The 17,625-nt window shown below is 59.2% G+C and carries 17 protein-coding genes; 4 read left to right on the plus strand and 13 right to left on the minus strand.

From position 1 onward, the window contains the following. Nucleotides 1–75 precede the first annotated feature (75 nt). From NL528_RS36320 to NL528_RS36380, 13 genes are all read right to left on the minus strand, one after another. Nucleotides 76–657 (minus strand): adenylate kinase, encoded by a 582-nt coding sequence (locus NL528_RS36320; RefSeq protein ID WP_309179185.1) that lies wholly within the window; start codon nucleotides 655–657, stop codon nucleotides 76–78. After that, complete coding sequence (ppa, locus tag NL528_RS36325; RefSeq protein WP_309179186.1) at nucleotides 654–1,226, minus strand: inorganic diphosphatase; 573 nt, start codon at nucleotides 1,224–1,226, stop codon at nucleotides 654–656. Before ppa ends, NL528_RS36320 begins: the two co-directional genes overlap by 4 nt. 42 nt (nucleotides 1,227–1,268) lie before the next feature. Next, a complete protein-coding gene (acs, locus tag NL528_RS36330) occupies nucleotides 1,269–3,236 on the minus strand; it encodes an acetate--CoA ligase (protein ID WP_309179187.1) in 1,968 nt (655 codons plus the stop codon). A 106-nt stretch (nucleotides 3,237–3,342) separates the two neighbouring features. Next, nucleotides 3,343–3,666, minus strand: a complete 324-nt coding sequence (locus NL528_RS36335) for a J domain-containing protein (protein WP_309179188.1) — start codon at nucleotides 3,664–3,666, stop codon at nucleotides 3,343–3,345. A gap of 60 nt (nucleotides 3,667–3,726) precedes the next feature. Beyond that, nucleotides 3,727–4,086, minus strand: coding sequence for a DUF779 domain-containing protein (locus NL528_RS36340; protein WP_309179189.1), 360 nt, complete (start codon nucleotides 4,084–4,086; stop codon nucleotides 3,727–3,729). 71 nt (nucleotides 4,087–4,157) lie between these two features. Beyond that, the gene (adh, locus tag NL528_RS36345) at nucleotides 4,158–5,675 is read right to left on the minus strand and encodes an aldehyde dehydrogenase (RefSeq protein ID WP_309179190.1); all 1,518 of its coding nucleotides are present in this window, start codon (nucleotides 5,673–5,675) and stop codon (nucleotides 4,158–4,160) included. A 219-nt stretch (nucleotides 5,676–5,894) separates the two neighbouring features. After that, a complete protein-coding gene (locus NL528_RS36350) occupies nucleotides 5,895–6,866 on the minus strand; it encodes a GAF domain-containing protein (RefSeq protein WP_309185141.1) in 972 nt (323 codons plus the stop codon). A gap of 233 nt (nucleotides 6,867–7,099) precedes the next feature. After that, nucleotides 7,100–7,819, minus strand: a complete 720-nt coding sequence (locus NL528_RS36355) for a helix-turn-helix domain-containing protein (protein WP_309179191.1) — start codon at nucleotides 7,817–7,819, stop codon at nucleotides 7,100–7,102. Between the two features lie 69 nt (nucleotides 7,820–7,888). Then, complete coding sequence (locus NL528_RS36360) at nucleotides 7,889–8,269, minus strand: cytochrome c family protein (protein ID WP_309179192.1); 381 nt, start codon at nucleotides 8,267–8,269, stop codon at nucleotides 7,889–7,891. A gap of 244 nt (nucleotides 8,270–8,513) precedes the next feature. Next, nucleotides 8,514–8,594 carry a pyrroloquinoline quinone precursor peptide PqqA gene (gene pqqA, locus NL528_RS36365; RefSeq protein WP_072824652.1) on the minus strand — a complete coding sequence of 27 codons (81 nt, stop codon included), beginning with the start codon at nucleotides 8,592–8,594 and terminating at the stop codon, nucleotides 8,514–8,516. Nucleotides 8,595–8,786: 192 nt separating this feature from the next. Continuing rightward, nucleotides 8,787–9,587 (minus strand): xanthine dehydrogenase family protein subunit M, encoded by an 801-nt coding sequence (locus NL528_RS36370; RefSeq protein ID WP_309179193.1) that lies wholly within the window; start codon nucleotides 9,585–9,587, stop codon nucleotides 8,787–8,789. 71 nt (nucleotides 9,588–9,658) lie between these two features. Continuing rightward, nucleotides 9,659–11,998, minus strand: coding sequence for a xanthine dehydrogenase family protein molybdopterin-binding subunit (locus tag NL528_RS36375; protein ID WP_309179194.1), 2,340 nt, complete (start codon nucleotides 11,996–11,998; stop codon nucleotides 9,659–9,661). 99 nt (nucleotides 11,999–12,097) lie between these two features. Then, entirely contained in the window at nucleotides 12,098–12,583 is a 486-nt protein-coding gene (locus NL528_RS36380) for a 2Fe-2S iron-sulfur cluster-binding protein (protein WP_309179195.1), read from the minus strand. Between the two features lie 234 nt (nucleotides 12,584–12,817). Here NL528_RS36380 and NL528_RS36385 point away from each other — a divergent pair, with 234 nt between their 5' ends. The 4 genes from NL528_RS36385 (at nucleotide 12,818) to NL528_RS36400 (ending at nucleotide 17,188) form a co-directional block, all read left to right on the plus strand. Beyond that, nucleotides 12,818–13,264 carry a carbon monoxide dehydrogenase subunit G gene (locus NL528_RS36385; protein ID WP_309179196.1) on the plus strand — a complete coding sequence of 149 codons (447 nt, stop codon included), beginning with the start codon at nucleotides 12,818–12,820 and terminating at the stop codon, nucleotides 13,262–13,264. A 263-nt stretch (nucleotides 13,265–13,527) separates the two neighbouring features. Continuing rightward, complete coding sequence (locus NL528_RS36390) at nucleotides 13,528–15,219, plus strand: PQQ-dependent dehydrogenase, methanol/ethanol family (protein ID WP_309179197.1); 1,692 nt, start codon at nucleotides 13,528–13,530, stop codon at nucleotides 15,217–15,219. 25 nt (nucleotides 15,220–15,244) lie between these two features. Continuing rightward, a complete protein-coding gene (locus NL528_RS36395) occupies nucleotides 15,245–16,417 on the plus strand; it encodes a c-type cytochrome (protein WP_309179198.1) in 1,173 nt (390 codons plus the stop codon). Nucleotides 16,418–16,519: 102 nt separating this feature from the next. Continuing rightward, complete coding sequence (locus NL528_RS36400; protein WP_309179199.1) at nucleotides 16,520–17,188, plus strand: response regulator transcription factor; 669 nt, start codon at nucleotides 16,520–16,522, stop codon at nucleotides 17,186–17,188. Nucleotides 17,189–17,625: the final 437 nt, after the last annotated feature.

A 17,625-nucleotide genomic window follows, 5' to 3' on the forward strand; every position in this document is an offset into this window, starting at 1 on the left:
GTCACCATCGTCGGCGCTAGTTCCATATTGGAGCATAGGGAATGAGCTCCATCGGGGATGAAATTCGAGCATACCTCACGCGTCGATGGCTTCGAGGAGTGAGGCTGCCACGATATTTATCGGTCGTAGGCCATCAACGCTCTTGAGAACCCCCTTTGAGCGATAATACTCCGTGAGCGGCTCGGTCTGCCTGCGGTAGAGATCCATCCGGACTTTCAAGGCCTCCTGGTTGTCATCCCCTCGTATGGCGTGACCGTTGGCCTTTGCTTCTCTCGCTCGATTCAAAATACGATCAGCCAGAACTTCCTCATCAACCTTCAATTCAAGCACGCAGTCGAGTTCGAGCGCTTCGGTCGCCAGAAAGTCATCAAGCGCTACGGCCTGCGCAATGGTGCGGGGGAATCCATCCAGGATGAAGCCGTTGCTGGCGTCCGGCCGAGAAATGCGCTCGACGACGGTCGCAACCATCAGTTCATCCGGAACAAGATCGCCGCGCTGCATGATTTCCTTGGCCTTCCTTCCGATTTCGGTCCCCGCTGCCGCGGCGGCACGCAACAGATCGCCGGTGGACAGCTGCGGAATAGCTAGGCGTTGAGCCAATCGCACCGCCTGAGTTCCCTTTCCGGCCCCGGGCGGACCCAATAGTACAATCCTCATCGAATGCTCTCCGCTAAAACCGTTTCTCTTTCATCTGAAACGATCGATTTGGCCCGCGCTATCGCAACATTGATGAGATCGCGTGCCTCGTCTGCATCACCCCAGCCCGACAGCTTTACCCATTTCCCCGGCTCCAAATCCTTGTAGTGAAGGAAGAAGTGCTCCATCTGCCTCCACGTGATTTCCGGCAAATCCGTATAGGTCTGCACGTGCGAGTAGCGCTGAGTCAGCCTGGACGATGGAACGGCAATGATCTTCTCATCGCCGCCGCCGTCATCCTCCATTTTGAGAACTCCAATCGGCCTCACATTGATAACGGCTCCAGGGATGATGGGACGCGTGTTGGCAACGAGAACATCGATCGGATCCCCATCGTTGGACAAAGTACGCGGGACGAACCCGTAATTGCCGGGATAGCGCATCGGCGTATAGAGAAAGCGATCCACGACGAGTACACCCGCAGCCTTGTCCAGTTCATATTTGATCGGCTCGCCGCCGAGTGGCACCTCAATGACGACATTTACGTCCTTGGGTGGTTCGTAACCGATCGCAATCGAATCAAGATTCATGGCGGCGAGCACTGCGTGGTTTGAATTCGTGCATCATGTTGCCTACCGCTTGTTCTGGCGATGTTCGACCAATTCGTCGACCACGGTTGGATCGGCGAGCGTCGAGGTATCGCCCAGCGCGCCAGGCTCGTCTTCCGCAATCTTGCGCAGGATACGTCGCATGATCTTGCCGGAGCGGGTCTTCGGGAGGCCCGGCGCGAACTGGATCTGGTCAGGCGAGGCGATCGGACCGATGTCCTTGCGCACCCAGGCCACCAGTTCCTTGCGCAACGCCTCGGTCGGTTCGGTGCCGGCCATCAGCGTGACATAGGCGTAGATCCCCTGGCCCTTGATCTCGTGGGGATAGCCGACCACCGCGGCTTCCGAAACCTTGGCATGCGCCACCAGCGAACTTTCGACCTCGGCGGTGCCCATGCGATGGCCGGAAACGTTGATGACGTCGTCGACGCGGCCGGTGATCCAGTAATAGCCGTCGGCATCCCGGCGGCAGCCGTCGCCGGTGAAATATTTGCCCTTGTAGGTCGAGAAATAGGTTTGCTCGAAGCGGGCATGGTCGCCGTAGACCGTGCGCATCTGGCCCGGCCAGGATTTGGCGATGCAGAGATTGCCCGAGGTTTCACCCTCCAGCACCTTGCCGTCAGCATCGACGATTTCAGGCACCACGCCGAAGAACGGCTGTGTCGCCGAGCCCGGCTTCAGTTTGGTGGCGCCGGGTAGGGGCGTAATCAGAATGCCGCCGGTCTCGGTCTGCCACCAAGTATCCACGATCGGACAACGTTCGTCGCCGACCACGCGATGATACCATTCCCAGGCTTCCGGATTGATCGGCTCGCCGACCGAACCAAGCAATCGAAGCGACTTGCGCGAGGTCTTCTTCACCGGCTCGTCGCCACCCTGCATCAGCGCGCGGATCGCGGTCGGCGCAGTGTAGAAGATGTTGACCTTGTGCTTGTCGATCACATTCCAGAACCGCGAATTGTCTGGATAGTTTGGCACGCCTTCGAACATCAGCGTGGTGGCGCCGTTCACCAGCGGTCCGTAGAGGATGTAGCTGTGGCCGGTAACCCAGCCGACATCAGCGGTGCACCAGTAGACGTCGCCATCGTGATAGTCGAACACGTATTGATGCGTCATCGACGCATACACCAGATAACCGCCGGTGGTGTGAACGACGCCTTTCGGGGCACCCGTTGAGCCCGAAGTGTAGAGGATGAACAGCGGATCCTCCGCATTCATCTCTTCGCAGGGGCAATCGGCGGATACCGATTTCGCGGCTTCGTCGTAGTAAGCGTCGCGCCCGGCCTTCATCGCGACATCGCCACCGGTGTGACGCACCACGATGATACTCTCGACGCAGCCGGCCTTGTTCGCTGCAATATCGGCGTTGGCTTTCAGCGGCACCCTTTTGCCTCCGCGCAGACCCTCGTCGGACGTAACAACGACGGCGGAGTTCGCGCCCTCGACGCGGCCAGCGAGAGCGTCTGGCGAGAAGCCGCCGAACACCACCGAATGGATCGCACCGATCCGCGCGCAGGCCAGCATCGCGAAGGCCGCTTCGGGGATCATCGGCAGATAGATCGTGACTCGGTCGCCCTTCTTGACGCCGCGGGCCTTCAGCACATTGGCGAACTTGCACACTTCGGCATGCAGTTGCCGGTAAGTAATCTTCCGGTCACTGCTCGGATCGTCCCCCTCCCAGATAATGGCGGTCTGATCGCCGCGCTTGGCGAGATGACGATCGATGCAGTTCCAGGCAACGTTGAGCGAGCCGTCCTCGAACCACTTGATCGAAACTTTGCCGGGCGCAAACGAGGCGTTCTGCACCCTGCTGAAGGGCTTGATCCAGTCGACCCGCTTGCCATGCTCGCCCCAAAAGCCGTCCGGATCCTTGATCGATCGCGCATACATATCGCGATAGCCGGAGGCGTCAACATAGGCACGTTTCGCCCATTCAGCCGAAACCGGATAGACGTTATCCTGCTTGGCAGGGCCCGCACCATTCGCATCCATTGGAGAACCTCCCACGATTACTCTTGCTTACAGGTAATCGGTACAGTCAAAGTCCGCGCTTTCTTACCGACTCAACGCCCCGTAAGTCTAACTTCAAGGCGACGCTTCAAAATCGCTGCTTGGCCTCTTGATAGGCGCGATTGATTTCCTTCGCTGTGACGAGCGCCAGATGCTGCAACTCGAGCCCGAGGTCGGAAACACGGTCGGGATGATATTTCTTCATCTGCTCACGATATGCTTTTTTTATCTGTTCGCTCGATGCGCTCGCCTGGACTTCAAGGATCTCGAACCACGCTCGCCCGCCTTCCGACGTTTTTTGATCTGCTGGCTGATCGAAGATCACCCCAAGCCAGAAGCGCGAAGGCAGAAACAACATATCCGTTATGAGGGACCAGCCGATCCTTGAAAAATGCCAACCGCGATCCACCATACTTGTCCCCCGCCAGCCATCGAACACCAGTCAGGACCCATCACTTCAACAATCCAGATGTCACTCTGACGCGGAGAGTGAGCCCTCCTCCAACGGACACAGACGCGAACGCGTTAAGAAGCGCAACTCCCGTCCGTTATCGAGCGAAAACATGCCCCCACGTCCCTGAACGACGTCGATGATCAGATCCGTATGCTTCCAGGCTTCGAACTGCATCGCACCGATATAGACTGGCGTTTCACCGATTTTGCCAAGCAATACGTCGCGGTCTCCGATGACAAATTCGTCCCGTCGATAGCACATCGGCGACGATCCATCGCAACAACCGCCGGACTGATGGAAGAGTACCGGACCATGCTCCTCGACGATTTCAGTGAGCAGAGCCATCGCTGCCGGCGTCGCCGTAACCTTATCATGCATCGCCTGCCCCCTCCACGAGAGCATCTTTGCGGCGACGCGCCGCGAACCGGCGCGCCGCTCACGGATGCTGCTCAGAAGAAGCCGAGCTTCTTCGGGCTATAGCTCACCAGAAGATTTTTGGTCTGCTGGTAGTGGTCGAGCATCATTTTGTGCGTCTCGCGACCGATGCCCGATTGCTTGTAGCCGCCGAACGCGGCGTGAGCTGGATAGGCATGATAGCAGTTGGTCCAAACCCGGCCCGCCTGGATGGCGCGACCGAAGCGGAAGCATCGGTTGGCGTCGCGGCTCCAGATCCCGGCACCGAGCCCGTAAAGCGTGTCGTTGGCTATCGACAGCGCTTCTTCGTCGCTCGAAAACGTGGTGACCGACACCACCGGGCCGAATATCTCTTCCTGGAAGATCCGCATCTTGTTGTGGCCCTGGAACACAGTCGGCTGGACATAGTAGCCGCCTGCCAGATCACCCGGGAGGTTGGAACGTGCGCCACCAGCAAGCACCAGGGCGCCCTCCTGCTTGCCGATGTCGATATAGGAAAGTATCTTTTCGAGCTGCTCGCCCGAAGCCTGTGCGCCGATCATAGTTGCGGCATCACGCGGATCGCCCTGCTTGATCGCTGCAACGCGAGCAAGCGCACGCTCCATGAACCGATCGTAGATCGAGGCGTGGACGAGCGCGCGACTGGGGCAGGTGCAGACTTCACCCTGGTTCAAAGCGAACATTACGAAGCCTTCGATCGCCTTGTCGAAGAAGTCATCGTCCTCCGCCGCCACATCCTTGAAAAAGATGTTCGGAGACTTGCCTCCGAGCTCAAGCGTGACGGGGATCAGGTTCTGACTTGCATACTGCATGATCAACCGCCCCGTCGTCGTCTCGCCGGTAAAGGCAATCTTGGCAATGCGCGGACTTGAGGCGAGCGGCTTGCCGGCCTCAAGACCAAAACCGTTGACGATGTTAAGGACGCCCGGCGGCAAGAGGTCGCCGACCAACTCGATCCAGACCATGATCGACGCGGGAGTCTGTTCGGCCGGCTTGAGCACGATGCAGTTACCTCCAGCGAGCGCCGGCGCGAGCTTCCAGCAGGCCATCAGCAGAGGGAAGTTCCACGGAATGATCTGTCCGACGACTCCAAGGGGTTCATGGAAATGGTAGGCCACCGTATCATGGTCGATCTCGCCGATGCTGCCCTCCTGCCCGCGTATGACACCTGCGAAATAGCGAAAATGGTCGATTGCGAGCGGCACATCGGCGGCACGCGTTTCGCGGATCGGTTTACCGTTATCCCAGGTTTCGGCGACAGCGAGCAGTTCGAGATTCTCTTCCATGCGATCAGCGATCCGGTTGAGGATCAGGGCACGCTCGGCAACGCTTGTCCTCCCCCACGCGTCCTTTGCGGCGTGGGCCGCATCGAGTGCAGCTTCAACGTCAGCGGCCTCGGAGCGTGCGATCTTGCAAATCGCCTGGCCCGTTATTGGCGAGGTGTTGTCGAAATATTTTCCCGACAGCGGAGCTGCCCACTTGCCGCCGATGAAATTATCGTATCGTTCTGCAAACGGAACCTTGCCTGCATTCAGGAACTCGACCTTGTTCATGGCACACTCCCTCCTTCGTTTATGAATTTTTTGATCGCGCGTCTGAGCTGCGCGGGACCATTGAGGGAAGCATGTAACAATGGCCTGCGTCCGTCATCTTGAGGACGCCAGTTAGTTCGTCAATCTGTCGCAGATTTGCGACAGTTTACGCTGGAATTCCCATCCATTGGGGACGGCTGGCGGAGCCGACCCGGGCTAGACCAGTTGTCGGCCGTTAATTCAATGCGGCTTCACGCGAAGCCGTTTCAGCTTGCGGTGAAGGGTAGCCCGGCTGACGCCGAGAGCCTTGGCTGCGGCAGAGACATTTCCATGAGATCGCAGAAGTGTCCGCTGCAACGTTCTACGTTCGGCATCACCCAAATGCTCGCATTCCGCATATGGACCAAAGAATAGGTCAGTTGCTGGAACTGGCTGCACTGAGCCCTCGGAGACGATCCCGAGCCACGTCCGCGCACATTTTGTCGCGCCGATGATGAGATCGTCAGCGTCGATCGCCACCAACCCGCCAAAGCCTCCCTCGACCGGAGGTGTCAACTGGATCCGTATCCCCGTCCCGGTGAAGGCTGAACGGAACATCTCGGCCTCAATACGGCGCACAGCCTCGTTAACCGCGATCGCGATCAGTTTGGTGAAAGGGTAAGTGCTATCTGCGCGGCAGGAGGAAACATCGAGTACGCCCGCAAGCTGCGCATTGTGGTCATAGATCGGCGCCGCCGTGCAGCTCATTTCAGTGTTGCGACCGAGAAAGTGCTGATCGCGGTCAATTGTGAGAGCGCGCTGCTCGACCAGGCAGGTCCCAATGCCGTTGGTCCCCTCGGATGCCTCACTCCAGATCGCGCCGGTCCACAGACCCCATGACTGGAACGCAGCATCATCAGCCATCGCGCCTCGACGGTCGACCGGCACACCGTCGCTATCAGCGAGGAGCACGCAGCAACCGACCATGCCAACCGCCTGCGACAGGCGGTCCATGGCCGCCTGCGACGCGCGAACGAGCGGCGCAGCCCTTTCCCGCGCGCGCCGTAACTCGGATCCAGTCAGCCGCTGGGGTAGTGTCCCCTCTGCCGGATCCAGTCGATGTAGCAAGGAGGAACGCCGCCAAGACGCCACGACGGGCGATTTTACTGCCTCACCAGACGCAATGGCGCTCTGCACACGGAACGCGTGGTGAGCAGGCTCAATCCTGTCCATGCCTTCCTCCCTCTCTCCCGTATTTTCCATATGCCTTTCTCGGGATGTCAGTTTGATCCAAGTCAAAGGCCAGCCTCGACGTTCCAGAGCGCCAGTAACCCCCGGGCGAGGCTCGGTCCCTCCTTTCCGGCACCTCGCAGAATCGATGGGCATCGACCGATTTGGATCGCCCATGAGGCCGCCGATGGCTGACGGCATAGCCATGCGTTTGAGCAGGACCCTTTGGTCGCTGCTCACGCAATCAGACTGGATAAATGTTGACGATTTCTAAGTATAATTTGGCGCGGCCCACAAAACTGAATAGCACCCTCGTCGCGCAATTGAGAAAGCGTTCTCGAGATTGTTTCGATAGTGAGACCGAGATAATCTCCAATGTCTCTGCGGTACATTGGCAGAGCACAAACGAGATTGCTGGAAAAACGGCTGCCAATTTCGAGGAGAAAATTGGCCACGCGCTCTATCGCCTTGTTGCTCCCGAGCCGCAGTATATGGTTTCCCGCAACTTGAAGATTTCGCGCAGCCATTTTCCAAAGGGTGAAGGCAACCTGGGCGTTCGTGGCTGCCACGATTTCCAGGCTTCGACGCTTCACTCGGCGTACCGTCGTTTTGACGATTGCTTCTGCGGTCGTGTGGAAGGCAGGGCCGAATTCCAGTCCGAAGACGTCGCCCTTTAGATGAAACGCCTCAATCTGCCGCCGTCCGTCATCCAGAAGTTTGTAGGAGCGTACAGCGCCGTTAACAACCTGATAAATGTAGTCGGAAGGCTCGGCTTCTCCGTAGATTTCCTCATCCGGTTCATAGCTAATTGCCGTCGCGAGCACACCCGACTGAGCGGCGATAAGGAAGAACAGGTCGGCGAGTGGTTGGCCCGCACCTTTCGCAGTATCGCGACCAACGCGGTGAGCGATAGCGCCGTCGATCGCCTCGGCATACAGTGTTTCAGGATGATCCAATTCACTCGCCTAAGGAGTTCGTCATGTCCTCTGACCCGCAACTCGACGGCTAAAAACCAGCGAATACCGCTATTTCAAAGTCTGCAGATATGCGACGACGTCGGCGCGATCTTTGGCGGCCGGCAACCCCTTGAAATACATCTTCACACCGTGAAGGTCACCTCGGGGATCGGCGAGATAAGCATCGAGTGAAGATGCAGTCCAAGCACTCTTGTTAGCTTTCATAGCGTCCGAATAGGAAAAATCCGGGATCGAGGCCGCCTGACGCCCCACGACGTTCCAGAGACTGGGCCCCACTTTGTTCACGCCGATTTCGACAGAATGGCAATTCTGACAGGTATGCGAAAATACGGCCTTGCCCGCAACCGCATCACCCGCATCGACCGCCCACGCGTTCGAAGCGGAGACCGCCAACGCCGCTACAAGCACCACGCGATTGATATTGATCATGTGAAACATCCTTTCCGTTATCGTCTATCAACTGCAGCAGCCTTTCGTGCAGCTACAACCGGCAAATCGACAGCCCGACCAATCGTATTGGTGGCCCGCAAAATCCCACGTGGCATTTGCTCTGGATCAAGCGTTGACGCGCACCGATTGCGCCCCTTCATCCGAAGGCTCGGAACCACCCCCTGAGCTTTCAAGCTGAGCTCAGGGGGCGGCAGCGCTTTGGTCACGACCGCTCGTTTCGCAGCTATTTGCGGGCCGCGCATGCGTACATGTTGATTTCCATGCCGACCGGCACTTCGACAATCTTTGGAGTCTTCCAGGACATTTCATTCTCCTCGGGGTTTGCGGCACCATTGCCGTTTGAAGATTGCAGCATATCCACACCAAAACGCGTTTTCTTTGCGATCAAGGAGCCCGGCGCTTGAGCGCCGGGCTTGAGTTGAGAGACGCCGCATGCAGGGCATCTCACTATCCGGCGGGAGAGGCCGGAATTCTCCATATCCAGCGCCTGGCCGCGTCATTTCGACTCGACCACCGCGCGTTGCGCCATGACCTTGATCAGGTTGGCGCGATAGTCTGCAGAGCCGTGGATGTCGCTCATCAGGCCATCGGCGACAATCTTGATGCCGTCGAGCGCGCTGGCGGACCAGTTCGCCTTGAGCGCCGCCTCGATCGCCGCCACCCGCATCACGCCGGTTTGCGAGGCGCCGGTCGCGGTCGCCCTGACGTCGCCCGCCCTGGTCCTGGCCACGAACACCCCGGTCAAGGCGAAGCGCGAGGCCGGATGCGGGAATTTGGAATATCCCGCCTTGGCCGCAACCGGGAACGACACGGTGGTGATGATCTCGCCCTCTTCGAGCGCGGTCGCAAACAAACCCTGGAAGAAATCATCCGCCGATATCGAGCGCTTGTTGGTCTTCACCGTCGCGCCAAGCGCCAGCACGGCCGCCGGATAGTCGGCCGCGGGATCGTTGTTGGCGATCGAGCCGCCGATGGTGCCGCGGTGGCGCACGGCGGGATCGCCGATCAGCGAAGCGAGATGGGCGAGCGCGGGGATCGCCTTCTGCACGGCCGCGCTTTGGGCGACGTCATAATGGGTCGTCGCCGCTTTGATGGTCACCGTATCGGCGCTCGCCTCGATGCCGATCAGCCCAGGAATCCGGGCCAGATCGATCACGTCGGATGGCGAAGCAAGCCGCTGCTTCATGACGGCAAGCAGCGTGTGGCCGCCGGCAAGATATTTCGACTCCGATCCCTTGGCGAACAGCGCCGTGGCTTCGTCGACGCTAGTGGCGCGATGATAAGTAGTTTCGTACATGATTGTGCTCCAATCTGTTTGTTGCGCGAAGCCCGGTCGCAAAACCGGTGCCCACTTTTGCGGGCTGCGCGCTAACCGTGGATCGCATGCCACACCCGATCGGGTGTCGCCGGCATTTCCAGTTTGTTGTTGCCGATGGCGTCGGTGATGGCGTTGATCACCGCAGCCGACGAACCGATCGCGCCGGCTTCGCCGCAACCCTTGACGCCGAGCGGATTGCCCGGACACAGCGTCGTGGTGTGCGACAGCTTGAATGACGGCAGGTCGTCGGCCCGCGGCATGGCATAGTCCATGAACGAGGCCGTCACCGGTTGGCCGTTGGCGTCAAACACCGCGTGTTCGAGCAGCGCCTGCCCGATGCCCTGGGCAAGCCCGCCATGGACCTGGCCCTCGACGATCATCGGGTTGATCAGCCGCCCGAAATCGTCGGCGGCGACAAAGTTGACGAACGAGGTCTTGCCGGTCGAGGGATCGACCTCGAGCTCGCAGATATAGGTGCCGGCCGGGAAGGTGAAGTTGGTCGGGTCGTAGAACGCCCCCTCCTTCAGGCCCGGCTCCATGCCGTCGGGCAGATTATGCGCAGTATAGGCGGCGAGCGCGACCATCGGCAGCGCGATCGACTTGTCGGTGCCGGTGGCCTTGAACTCGCCGTTCTCGATGACGATGTCGCTCTCCGACGCTTCGAGTTGATGCGCGGCGATCTTCTTGGCCTTGGTTTCGACCTTCTCCATCGCCTTCAGGATCGCGGTCAGGCCGACGGCAGCCGAGCGCGAACCGTAAGTGCCCATGCCGAACTGCACCTTATCCGCGTCGCCATGGACGATCTGCACCTGACTGATGGGAACGCCGAGGCGCTCTGCGACGAGCTGGCAGAACGTCGTCTCATGGCCCTGGCCATGGCTGTGCGATCCCGTGAGGATTTCGATCGTGCCGACAGGATTGACGCGAACTTCGGCGGATTCCCATAAGCCCACGCCGGCTCCGAGACTGCCGACCGCTTTCGACGGCGCGATGCCACAGGCCTCGATGTAGCAGGAGACGCCAATGCCGCGCAGTTTGCCTTCGCTCTTTGCCTTCGCCTTGCGCGTGGGGAAGCCGGCGTAGTCGATCGCCTTCATCGCTGAATCGAGCGAAGCGCCGAAATCGCCGATGTCATAGGCCATGATCACAGGCGTCTGATGCGGGAATTGCGTGATGAAGTTCTTGCGGCGCAATTCGGCCGGATCGACCTTCAACTGCCGCGCCGCGGTTTCCATCATCCGCTCGAGCAGATAGCTCGCTTCCGGCCGCCCCGCGCCGCGATAGGCGTCCACGGGGGTTGTGTTGGTATAAACCGCGATCACCTCGGCATAGATCGCCGGGATGTTGTACTGGCCCGGCAGCAGCGTCGCGTAGAGATAGGTCGGCACTGATGACGAGAACAGCGACATATAGGCGCCGAGATTAGCGTGGGTCTTCACCCGAAGACCGATGATCCTGTTGTCCTTGTCAAAGGCCATGTCCGCATGCGTGAGATGGTCGCGGCCATGGGCGTCGGTGAGGAAGGCCTCCGAACGGTCGCCGGTCCACTTCACGGGACGGCCGACCTTCTTGGAGGCCCACAGCGAAACCATCTCCTCCGGATAGATGTAGATCTTGGAGCCGAAGCCGCCGCCGACGTCGGGAGCGATCACCCGCAGCTTGTGCTCGGGCGCGATGTTGTAGAACGCCGACAGCACCAGCCGCGCGACATGCGGGTTCTGAGATGTCGTGTAAAGCGTGTAGTGATCTTCCGCCGTGTCATAGTCGGCTACCGCCGCGCGCGGTTCCATCGCGTTGGGAACCAGCCGGTTGTTGATCACATCCATGCTGACGATATTGGCGGCAGATTTGAAGGCACCATCGGCCGCCGCCTGGTCGCCGATATGCCAGTCGTAGATGATATTGCCTGGTGCCTCGGGGTGAAGCTGCGGCGCGCCTGGCGCGATCGCCGCCTTGACGTCGGCCACGACAGGGAGTTCCTCATAGTCGACGACGACGGCTTCCGCCGCATCGCGCGCTTGGTTCTTGGTCTCGCCGATCACGACCGCGACCGCCTGGCCGACAAATCGCACAGTCTCCGGCGCCATCGCAGGCCACGCGCCCATCTTCATCGGCGTGCCGTCCTTGGACGTAATGGCCCAAACGCAAATCAGGTTGCCGACCTTGTCATCGACGATCTGCTTTCCTGTCAGGACCGCAACGACGCCCGGCATCTGCATCGCCGCGGATGAATCGATGCTCTTGACCTTGGCATGGGCGTGCGGGGTGCGGATGAAGTGGGCATAGGTCATGCCCAAAATCTTGATGTCGTCGACGTAGCGGCCCCTGCCGGTCGTGAAACGGCGATCTTCCTTGCGCACTACCCTGGCGCCAATACCTTCAACACCCATCGGATTTCTCCTTGTCGGGCCGCATCATCAGCGCAATCTTGAAGGCGCTTTCGCGGCCGGTCATCATGAATTCTGAAGCTCTTTCCTGCGGGCCGCGGGCTATTCCGCGGCCCGCGACATCTTCATGCGGCCGGCCGCGTCAAGCACCGATTTGACGATGTTGTGGTAGCCGGTGCAGCGGCAGATGTTGCCTTCCAGCTCGTGCCGGACGGTTTCCTCGTCGAGCTTGCCGCCGTGGCGATGCACGATATCGATCGCCGACATGATCATGCCCGGAGTACAGAAGCCGCACTGCAGGCCGTGATTGTCGCGGAAAGCCGCCTGCATCGGATGCAGTTCGTCGCCCTTGGCGATACCCTCGATGGTGGTGACGCTGGAACCGGCGGCCTGGCCGGCCAGCACGGTGCAGGACTTGACTGCCCTCCCATCGATATGCACGACACAGGCGCCGCACTGGCTGGTATCGCAGCCGACGTGCGTCCCGGTCAGGTTCAGATGGTCACGCAGGAGATGGACCAAGAGTGTGCGGTCTTCGATCTCGGCCGAAACGGCTTTGCCATTCACTGTCAGTTTGATTGCTGACATTCCAAAACCTCCCCAAGTCCTTATTGATCTAAAAGCAAATAAGAACATGACGGGGCGATTTTGTAACCGCGATCTTGGTAGTAGGCGCATTTCCTCCTAACGGCACGATTCATCTGGGCTATTTCGTTGCCGACCACTCCTCCGCGCCTAGTACTTCATGAGGATTGATCAATGGGGAGAACGACCTAACGTTTGCCGACAACGCGCTTAACAACAGACCCGGGAGTTCACGCCATGCAGATGATCGACAGTCAGCGCATTCCGGCATCCCGCGAAGCTGTTTGGACCGCGCTCAATGATCCCTTGGTGCTTCAACGCTGCATTCCCGGTTGTCAATCGCTGGAGAAGACGACGCCAACGGAATTGACCGCCACCATTGTGATCAAGATCGGCCCGGTCCGAGCAACGTTCGGCGGCAAGGTCACTCTATCGGATCTGGATCCACCGAATAGCTACCGCATCTCCGGAGAAGGTTCCGGAGGGGTCGCAGGCTTTGCGAAGGGTGGCGCCAGCGTGCGGCTGGAACAAGAAGCACCGGAGGTAACAATCCTGCATTATCAAGTAGACGCCCAGATTGGCGGCAAGCTCGCACAGCTTGGCTCCCGCCTCATCGACGCGACATCCAGGAAGCTGGCTGCTGCTTTTTTCGAAAATCTGGCGACTGTTATCGCACCCGCCTAGTGAAGCGAATGGATGAACTGTTCGGAAACTGAAATCAGGCGATGCGTTTGATCGCTGGCGAGAATGGTTCCCGGTCCCGACGTGGACTACTACCTTCCGCCTATACTACGCACGAATTTCCAATGATGTAATTCTGTACTGAGATCGCACAGGGCGTGTGCTCTCGGTGCTCATTAGAAGCACCCCCGCGAATCGGGCTCACGGGCCGAGCGCGGCGAAACATGATTCGGAGGATACAGATGACGTCAAGGAGCAGAGGATTCTTGGCCGGCGTTTCTATGGTCGCCGGTCTCGTTGGCGCAACAGTCGGTGCGCACGCCAATGACTCGATCATCAAGGCCGCGTCCGACGCCAATCAATGGGCTGTCGCCGGACACGATTACGGCAATACGCGTTTCAGTCCTCTCAAGCAGATCAACACTGAAAACGCCGGTAAGCTGTCGCTGGCCTATTCGTTCTCGCTCGCTTCCCTGCGATCGAACGAATCTTCGCCACTGGTCATCGGCGACACGCTGTACGTGTCGACATCGTGGGGACCGAAATACGTCTATGCGCTCGATGCCGCGACTGGCGCCCGCAAATGGACCTATGAGCCGGAGATTCCGGACGATGTACTGCAATACGCCTGCTGCGACGTGAACAGTCGCGGAGTTACCTACGCTGACGGAAAACTCTTCGTCGGTCGCCTTGACGGAAAGCTGTCAGCGGTCGACGCCAATACGGGCAAAGAACTCTGGACAACCAAGGTTGTCGACTACAAGCAGGGCTCCGTCATCACGTCACCTCCACTCGTTGTGCGAGACAAGGTCATTACCGGATTCGGTGGCGGCGAATACGGCGCGAGGGGCTCGCTACAGGCCTATGACATCGCCACCGGAAAACAGGTTTGGCAGACCTTCACGGTACCCGCACCCGGCGAACCCGGCAGCGATACCTGGAAGGGCGACACCGGCCTCAAGGGCGGCGGTGTGGCGTGGCTCGTGGGTTCGTATGATCCCAAATCCGACACGGTCTACTGGGGCACGAGCAATCCGGGACCGTGGAACACCGGCGTTCGCTCCAGCGGCGACGGCAATTTCGGCAAGCTGACCAATCTGTACACGGCTTCCACGCTCGCGCTCGACCCCAACACCGGCAAGATCAAGTGGCACATTCAGCAAACCCCCGCCGACGCATGGGACTACGATGGCGTGAACGAACTCGTTCTCGCCAACCTGAAAATCGGCGGAAATGACGTACCCGCACTGTTGAAGGCAGACCGCAACGGCTTCTTCTACGTGGCTAACCGGGAGAGCGGAAAGGTGATTTCGGCCGAGAAATATATCTTTTCCAATTGGGCCAAGAAGTGGGACATCAACACGATGCGCGCCGAAGAGGATCCCGACAAGCGTCCGGGACCGGGTCATCCGGCAAAGGACATTTGTCCGAACCTGATCGGCGGCAAGAACTGGCAGCCGATGTCGTTTAATCCGCAGACGGGGCTGGTCTACATTCCGACCAACAACGTCTGCATGGATTGGTCGGTCGGCGATGTCGCCTACAAGCGCGGCACCTTCTATCTCGGCGCCGAGTTCCCGACCAAGCCAGGCCCGGGCGGCTTCCTCGGGGAACTCGTCGCTTGGGACCCGGTGAACAGCAAGAAAGTCTGGTCGATCAAGCAAGACCTGCCGTTCAACGGCGGAACGCTGACGACGGCAGGCAACCTCGTGTTCTACGGCGATCTGCACGGCGACTTCCATGCGGTCAACGCCAAGGACGGCACGGTTCTCTGGAAGAAGAATCTGGGCTCTGGCATTGGTGCTGGCCCGATCACTTACTCGGTCAATGGCAAGCAGTATGTCGCCGTTGTGGTGGGGCGTACTGCGTCCATTCCGGCATTCCTGGGAGAGATCGGAAAGCAAATGACCGCCGCGGCACCTGAAGGCGGCGCATTGTTCGTGTTCGCAGTTCAATAAAGAGGCCAAGAAGAGGGAGTTCGGGATGCCTGCAACCCATTTGGACAAACGCACAACGTCTCGCACTACTTGGACCCACGCGAGCATCCCGACTCTCGCCGTCATTCTGTCACTTGCGGCACCGGCCTTTCGGGCCGGTGCCGACGAAATCAAACCCCTTCGGCTTTGCGCCGACCCCACCAATCTTCCATTTTCCAGCGACAATGCGTCGATGCCGGGCTTCTATCTTGAGCTTGGGCAGGCGCTGGGTAAGGCGCTCGGCCGCCCCGTCGCCTATAATTGGTACAAATCCTATTTCGGTAAACGTACCGTGCGCGTTACCCTGCTTGGCAAGCAATGCGACGCCATGATCGGTCTACCATTGAGTGAAGACTTTATGGGACCAGCCGTCATTTTCTCGAAGCCGTTGATTACCGAAGCCTATGTTCTGGTGAGCGCAAAGGACGGCAAGGTCAGCAGCATTGACGACCTCAAGGGAAAACGCGTGGCTGTCCAGTTCCTGTCGACGCCGCAGAACCTGCTTGCGCAGTTGGACGAGATCGAAAAAGTGACGGTGCTTAGCCCCGAAGAGGGAATGAAGGTTCTCGACCAGGGTAAGGCTGACGTCGCCTTTATCTGGGGACCGGTCGCCGGCTGGCTCAACAAGACAGAATACGGCGATCGCTACGCTATCCAGAGCACGGAAGGACTCGGTCTGTCGTGGATCAGCGCGGTAGGGTTCGCAAAAACATCAATTGAACTACGCGATCAGGTTGATGCCGCTCTGCCAAGCCTCGAAACGACCATCGCCGGTCTGATCGCCAAGTACGGATTTCCGACTGACCGGCCCGTCAAATTCAACGCGGCACCTACAGCAACGAAACATGCGTTCCTGCCGGCTTCCCAGGCACTGCCGATCGTCTTGGCTCAACTGACTACGGTTGCAGCCGCTACGCCCGAGGCCGTAAGCGCCGGCCGCGAGGTTTTCAATGGCACCTGCGCGCACTGCCACGGGCCGGATGCCGTCCAGAGCGAACGCCGTATCGACCTCCGCTTGCTAAACCGACGCTACGGTGACGACATGCGCGAGACCTACTGGAAAACAGTTCACGAAGGACGTCCTTCAAAGGGAATGCCTGCCTGGAACGAGGTGTTCACCGATGAGCAGCTTGACAATGTGTATGCGTACCTGCTGACCCTGCAAACGCCGTCGAACTGATCTCGGCCAGGCATCCCTTGAGATCGACTCTTAAGGATTTTCGGGGCACATTCCGGCGGGATATGCCATCGGCCGATCCGGTCGTTTGCGTCGGAGCAGCAAATGGTCAGCTTCTTGATTATCGACGATCATCCGCTGTTTCGCGAGGCGCTTGGCAATGCTGTCCGCATGACTCATCCGGATGCCCAGATTTTCGAGGCAATGTCGATCGAACGCGCGCTTCAGGTTCTTTCGGTGAATGCGGGAATAGACCTCGCCCTGCTCGACTTGTCGTTGCCCGACGCGACTGGTTTTTCCGGCTTTCTGCGACTGCGCGAAAACTATCCCAGATTGCCGGTCGCGATCGTTTCGAATGATGAAGACAGGCAGGTGATCCGCGAAGCCCTTACGCTCGGCGCCGCCGGTTATCTGCCCAAATCAACATCGAAGAGCGAGCTTGCCCTCGCGATCGAGCTTGTCTTAAGCGGGTCCGTCGCAGTGCCCAAGGGGTTCGCACCATCGAGTGGCGTAACCGATACCAATGCCACCGAAGCACTGCGCATGCGGCTGCAAGAGCTGACGCCGCAGCAGCTTCGCGTCCTGGGGCTGATCCGGGGTGGCCTTCAGAACAAACAAATCGCAACCGAGCTCAAGCTCGCTGAATCAACTGTCAAGGCGCACGTCACGGAGATCCTGCGCAAGCTCAAGCTGTTTAGCCGAAACAAAGCCATCATTGAACTTGGCAGACTCAATTTGCCGGTCGCGAAGAATCGTTCGAAGCTCAAGGCCTAAGTTTCTGCCGGCAGCATCACGCGGCCAGGCTCCCGTTGCTCGTCAGAACATCGACGAGCCATATTTTGGTCTTGGATGGCGCGGCGTGAAGATAGCCTGTCCTGCCCCAGAGGATCCAGCCGGAGACCGTCCCGGGATCTCCCACCGGCTGGCAAAATCCACTCAAACGTTGCTTCAGGGCGCTCTTTAGCCGGGTTTTCCGGGAAGTTCCCCAGCAATGATCGTACTGCGCAGCAGTCCTTCTCGCGGAGTATTGTCCCGGCAACGGCAGATTCTCCCTGTTCCCGGGCTTGACCTTGATCAAAAAGGTCCCCCCGAAGAGGACTACCCTACAGAAAAATTGCCAGCCCCCAATAGCCGGCGCTTTGCGGCTCCATCTGGCACGATGGCAGAAAAATGCTTGAAGTTCCGTTGCGGACCGCGAGACTCGGCAATGT

The sequence above is a fragment of the Bradyrhizobium sp. Ash2021 genome, assembly GCF_031202265.1.
Classification (GTDB): domain Bacteria; phylum Pseudomonadota; class Alphaproteobacteria; order Rhizobiales; family Xanthobacteraceae; genus Bradyrhizobium.

Bases quoted from the DNA above. Each gene is read 5' to 3' on its own strand.
- NL528_RS36320 (WP_309179185.1), bottom strand. From the start codon at position 657: ATGAGGATTGTACTATTGGGTCCGCCCGGGGCCGGAAAGGGAACTCAG.
- ppa (WP_309179186.1), bottom strand. From the start codon at position 1,226: ATGAATCTTGATTCGATTGCGATCGGTTACGAACCACCCAAGGACGTA.
- acs (WP_309179187.1), bottom strand. From the start codon at position 3,236: ATGGATGCGAATGGTGCGGGCCCTGCCAAGCAGGATAACGTCTATCCG.
- NL528_RS36335 (WP_309179188.1), bottom strand. From the start codon at position 3,666: ATGGTGGATCGCGGTTGGCATTTTTCAAGGATCGGCTGGTCCCTCATA.
- NL528_RS36340 (WP_309179189.1), bottom strand. From the start codon at position 4,086: ATGCATGATAAGGTTACGGCGACGCCGGCAGCGATGGCTCTGCTCACT.
- adh (WP_309179190.1), bottom strand. From the start codon at position 5,675: ATGAACAAGGTCGAGTTCCTGAATGCAGGCAAGGTTCCGTTTGCAGAA.
- NL528_RS36350 (WP_309185141.1), bottom strand. From the start codon at position 6,866: ATGGACAGGATTGAGCCTGCTCACCACGCGTTCCGTGTGCAGAGCGCC.
- NL528_RS36360 (WP_309179192.1), bottom strand. From the start codon at position 8,269: ATGATCAATATCAATCGCGTGGTGCTTGTAGCGGCGTTGGCGGTCTCC.
- pqqA (WP_072824652.1), bottom strand. From the start codon at position 8,594: ATGTCCTGGAAGACTCCAAAGATTGTCGAAGTGCCGGTCGGCATGGAA.
- NL528_RS36370 (WP_309179193.1), bottom strand. From the start codon at position 9,587: ATGTACGAAACTACTTATCATCGCGCCACTAGCGTCGACGAAGCCACG.
- NL528_RS36375 (WP_309179194.1), bottom strand. From the start codon at position 11,998: ATGGGTGTTGAAGGTATTGGCGCCAGGGTAGTGCGCAAGGAAGATCGC.
- NL528_RS36380 (WP_309179195.1), bottom strand. From the start codon at position 12,583: ATGTCAGCAATCAAACTGACAGTGAATGGCAAAGCCGTTTCGGCCGAG.
- NL528_RS36385 (WP_309179196.1), top strand. From the start codon at position 12,818: ATGCAGATGATCGACAGTCAGCGCATTCCGGCATCCCGCGAAGCTGTT.
- NL528_RS36395 (WP_309179198.1), top strand. From the start codon at position 15,245: ATGCCTGCAACCCATTTGGACAAACGCACAACGTCTCGCACTACTTGG.
- NL528_RS36400 (WP_309179199.1), top strand. From the start codon at position 16,520: ATGGTCAGCTTCTTGATTATCGACGATCATCCGCTGTTTCGCGAGGCG.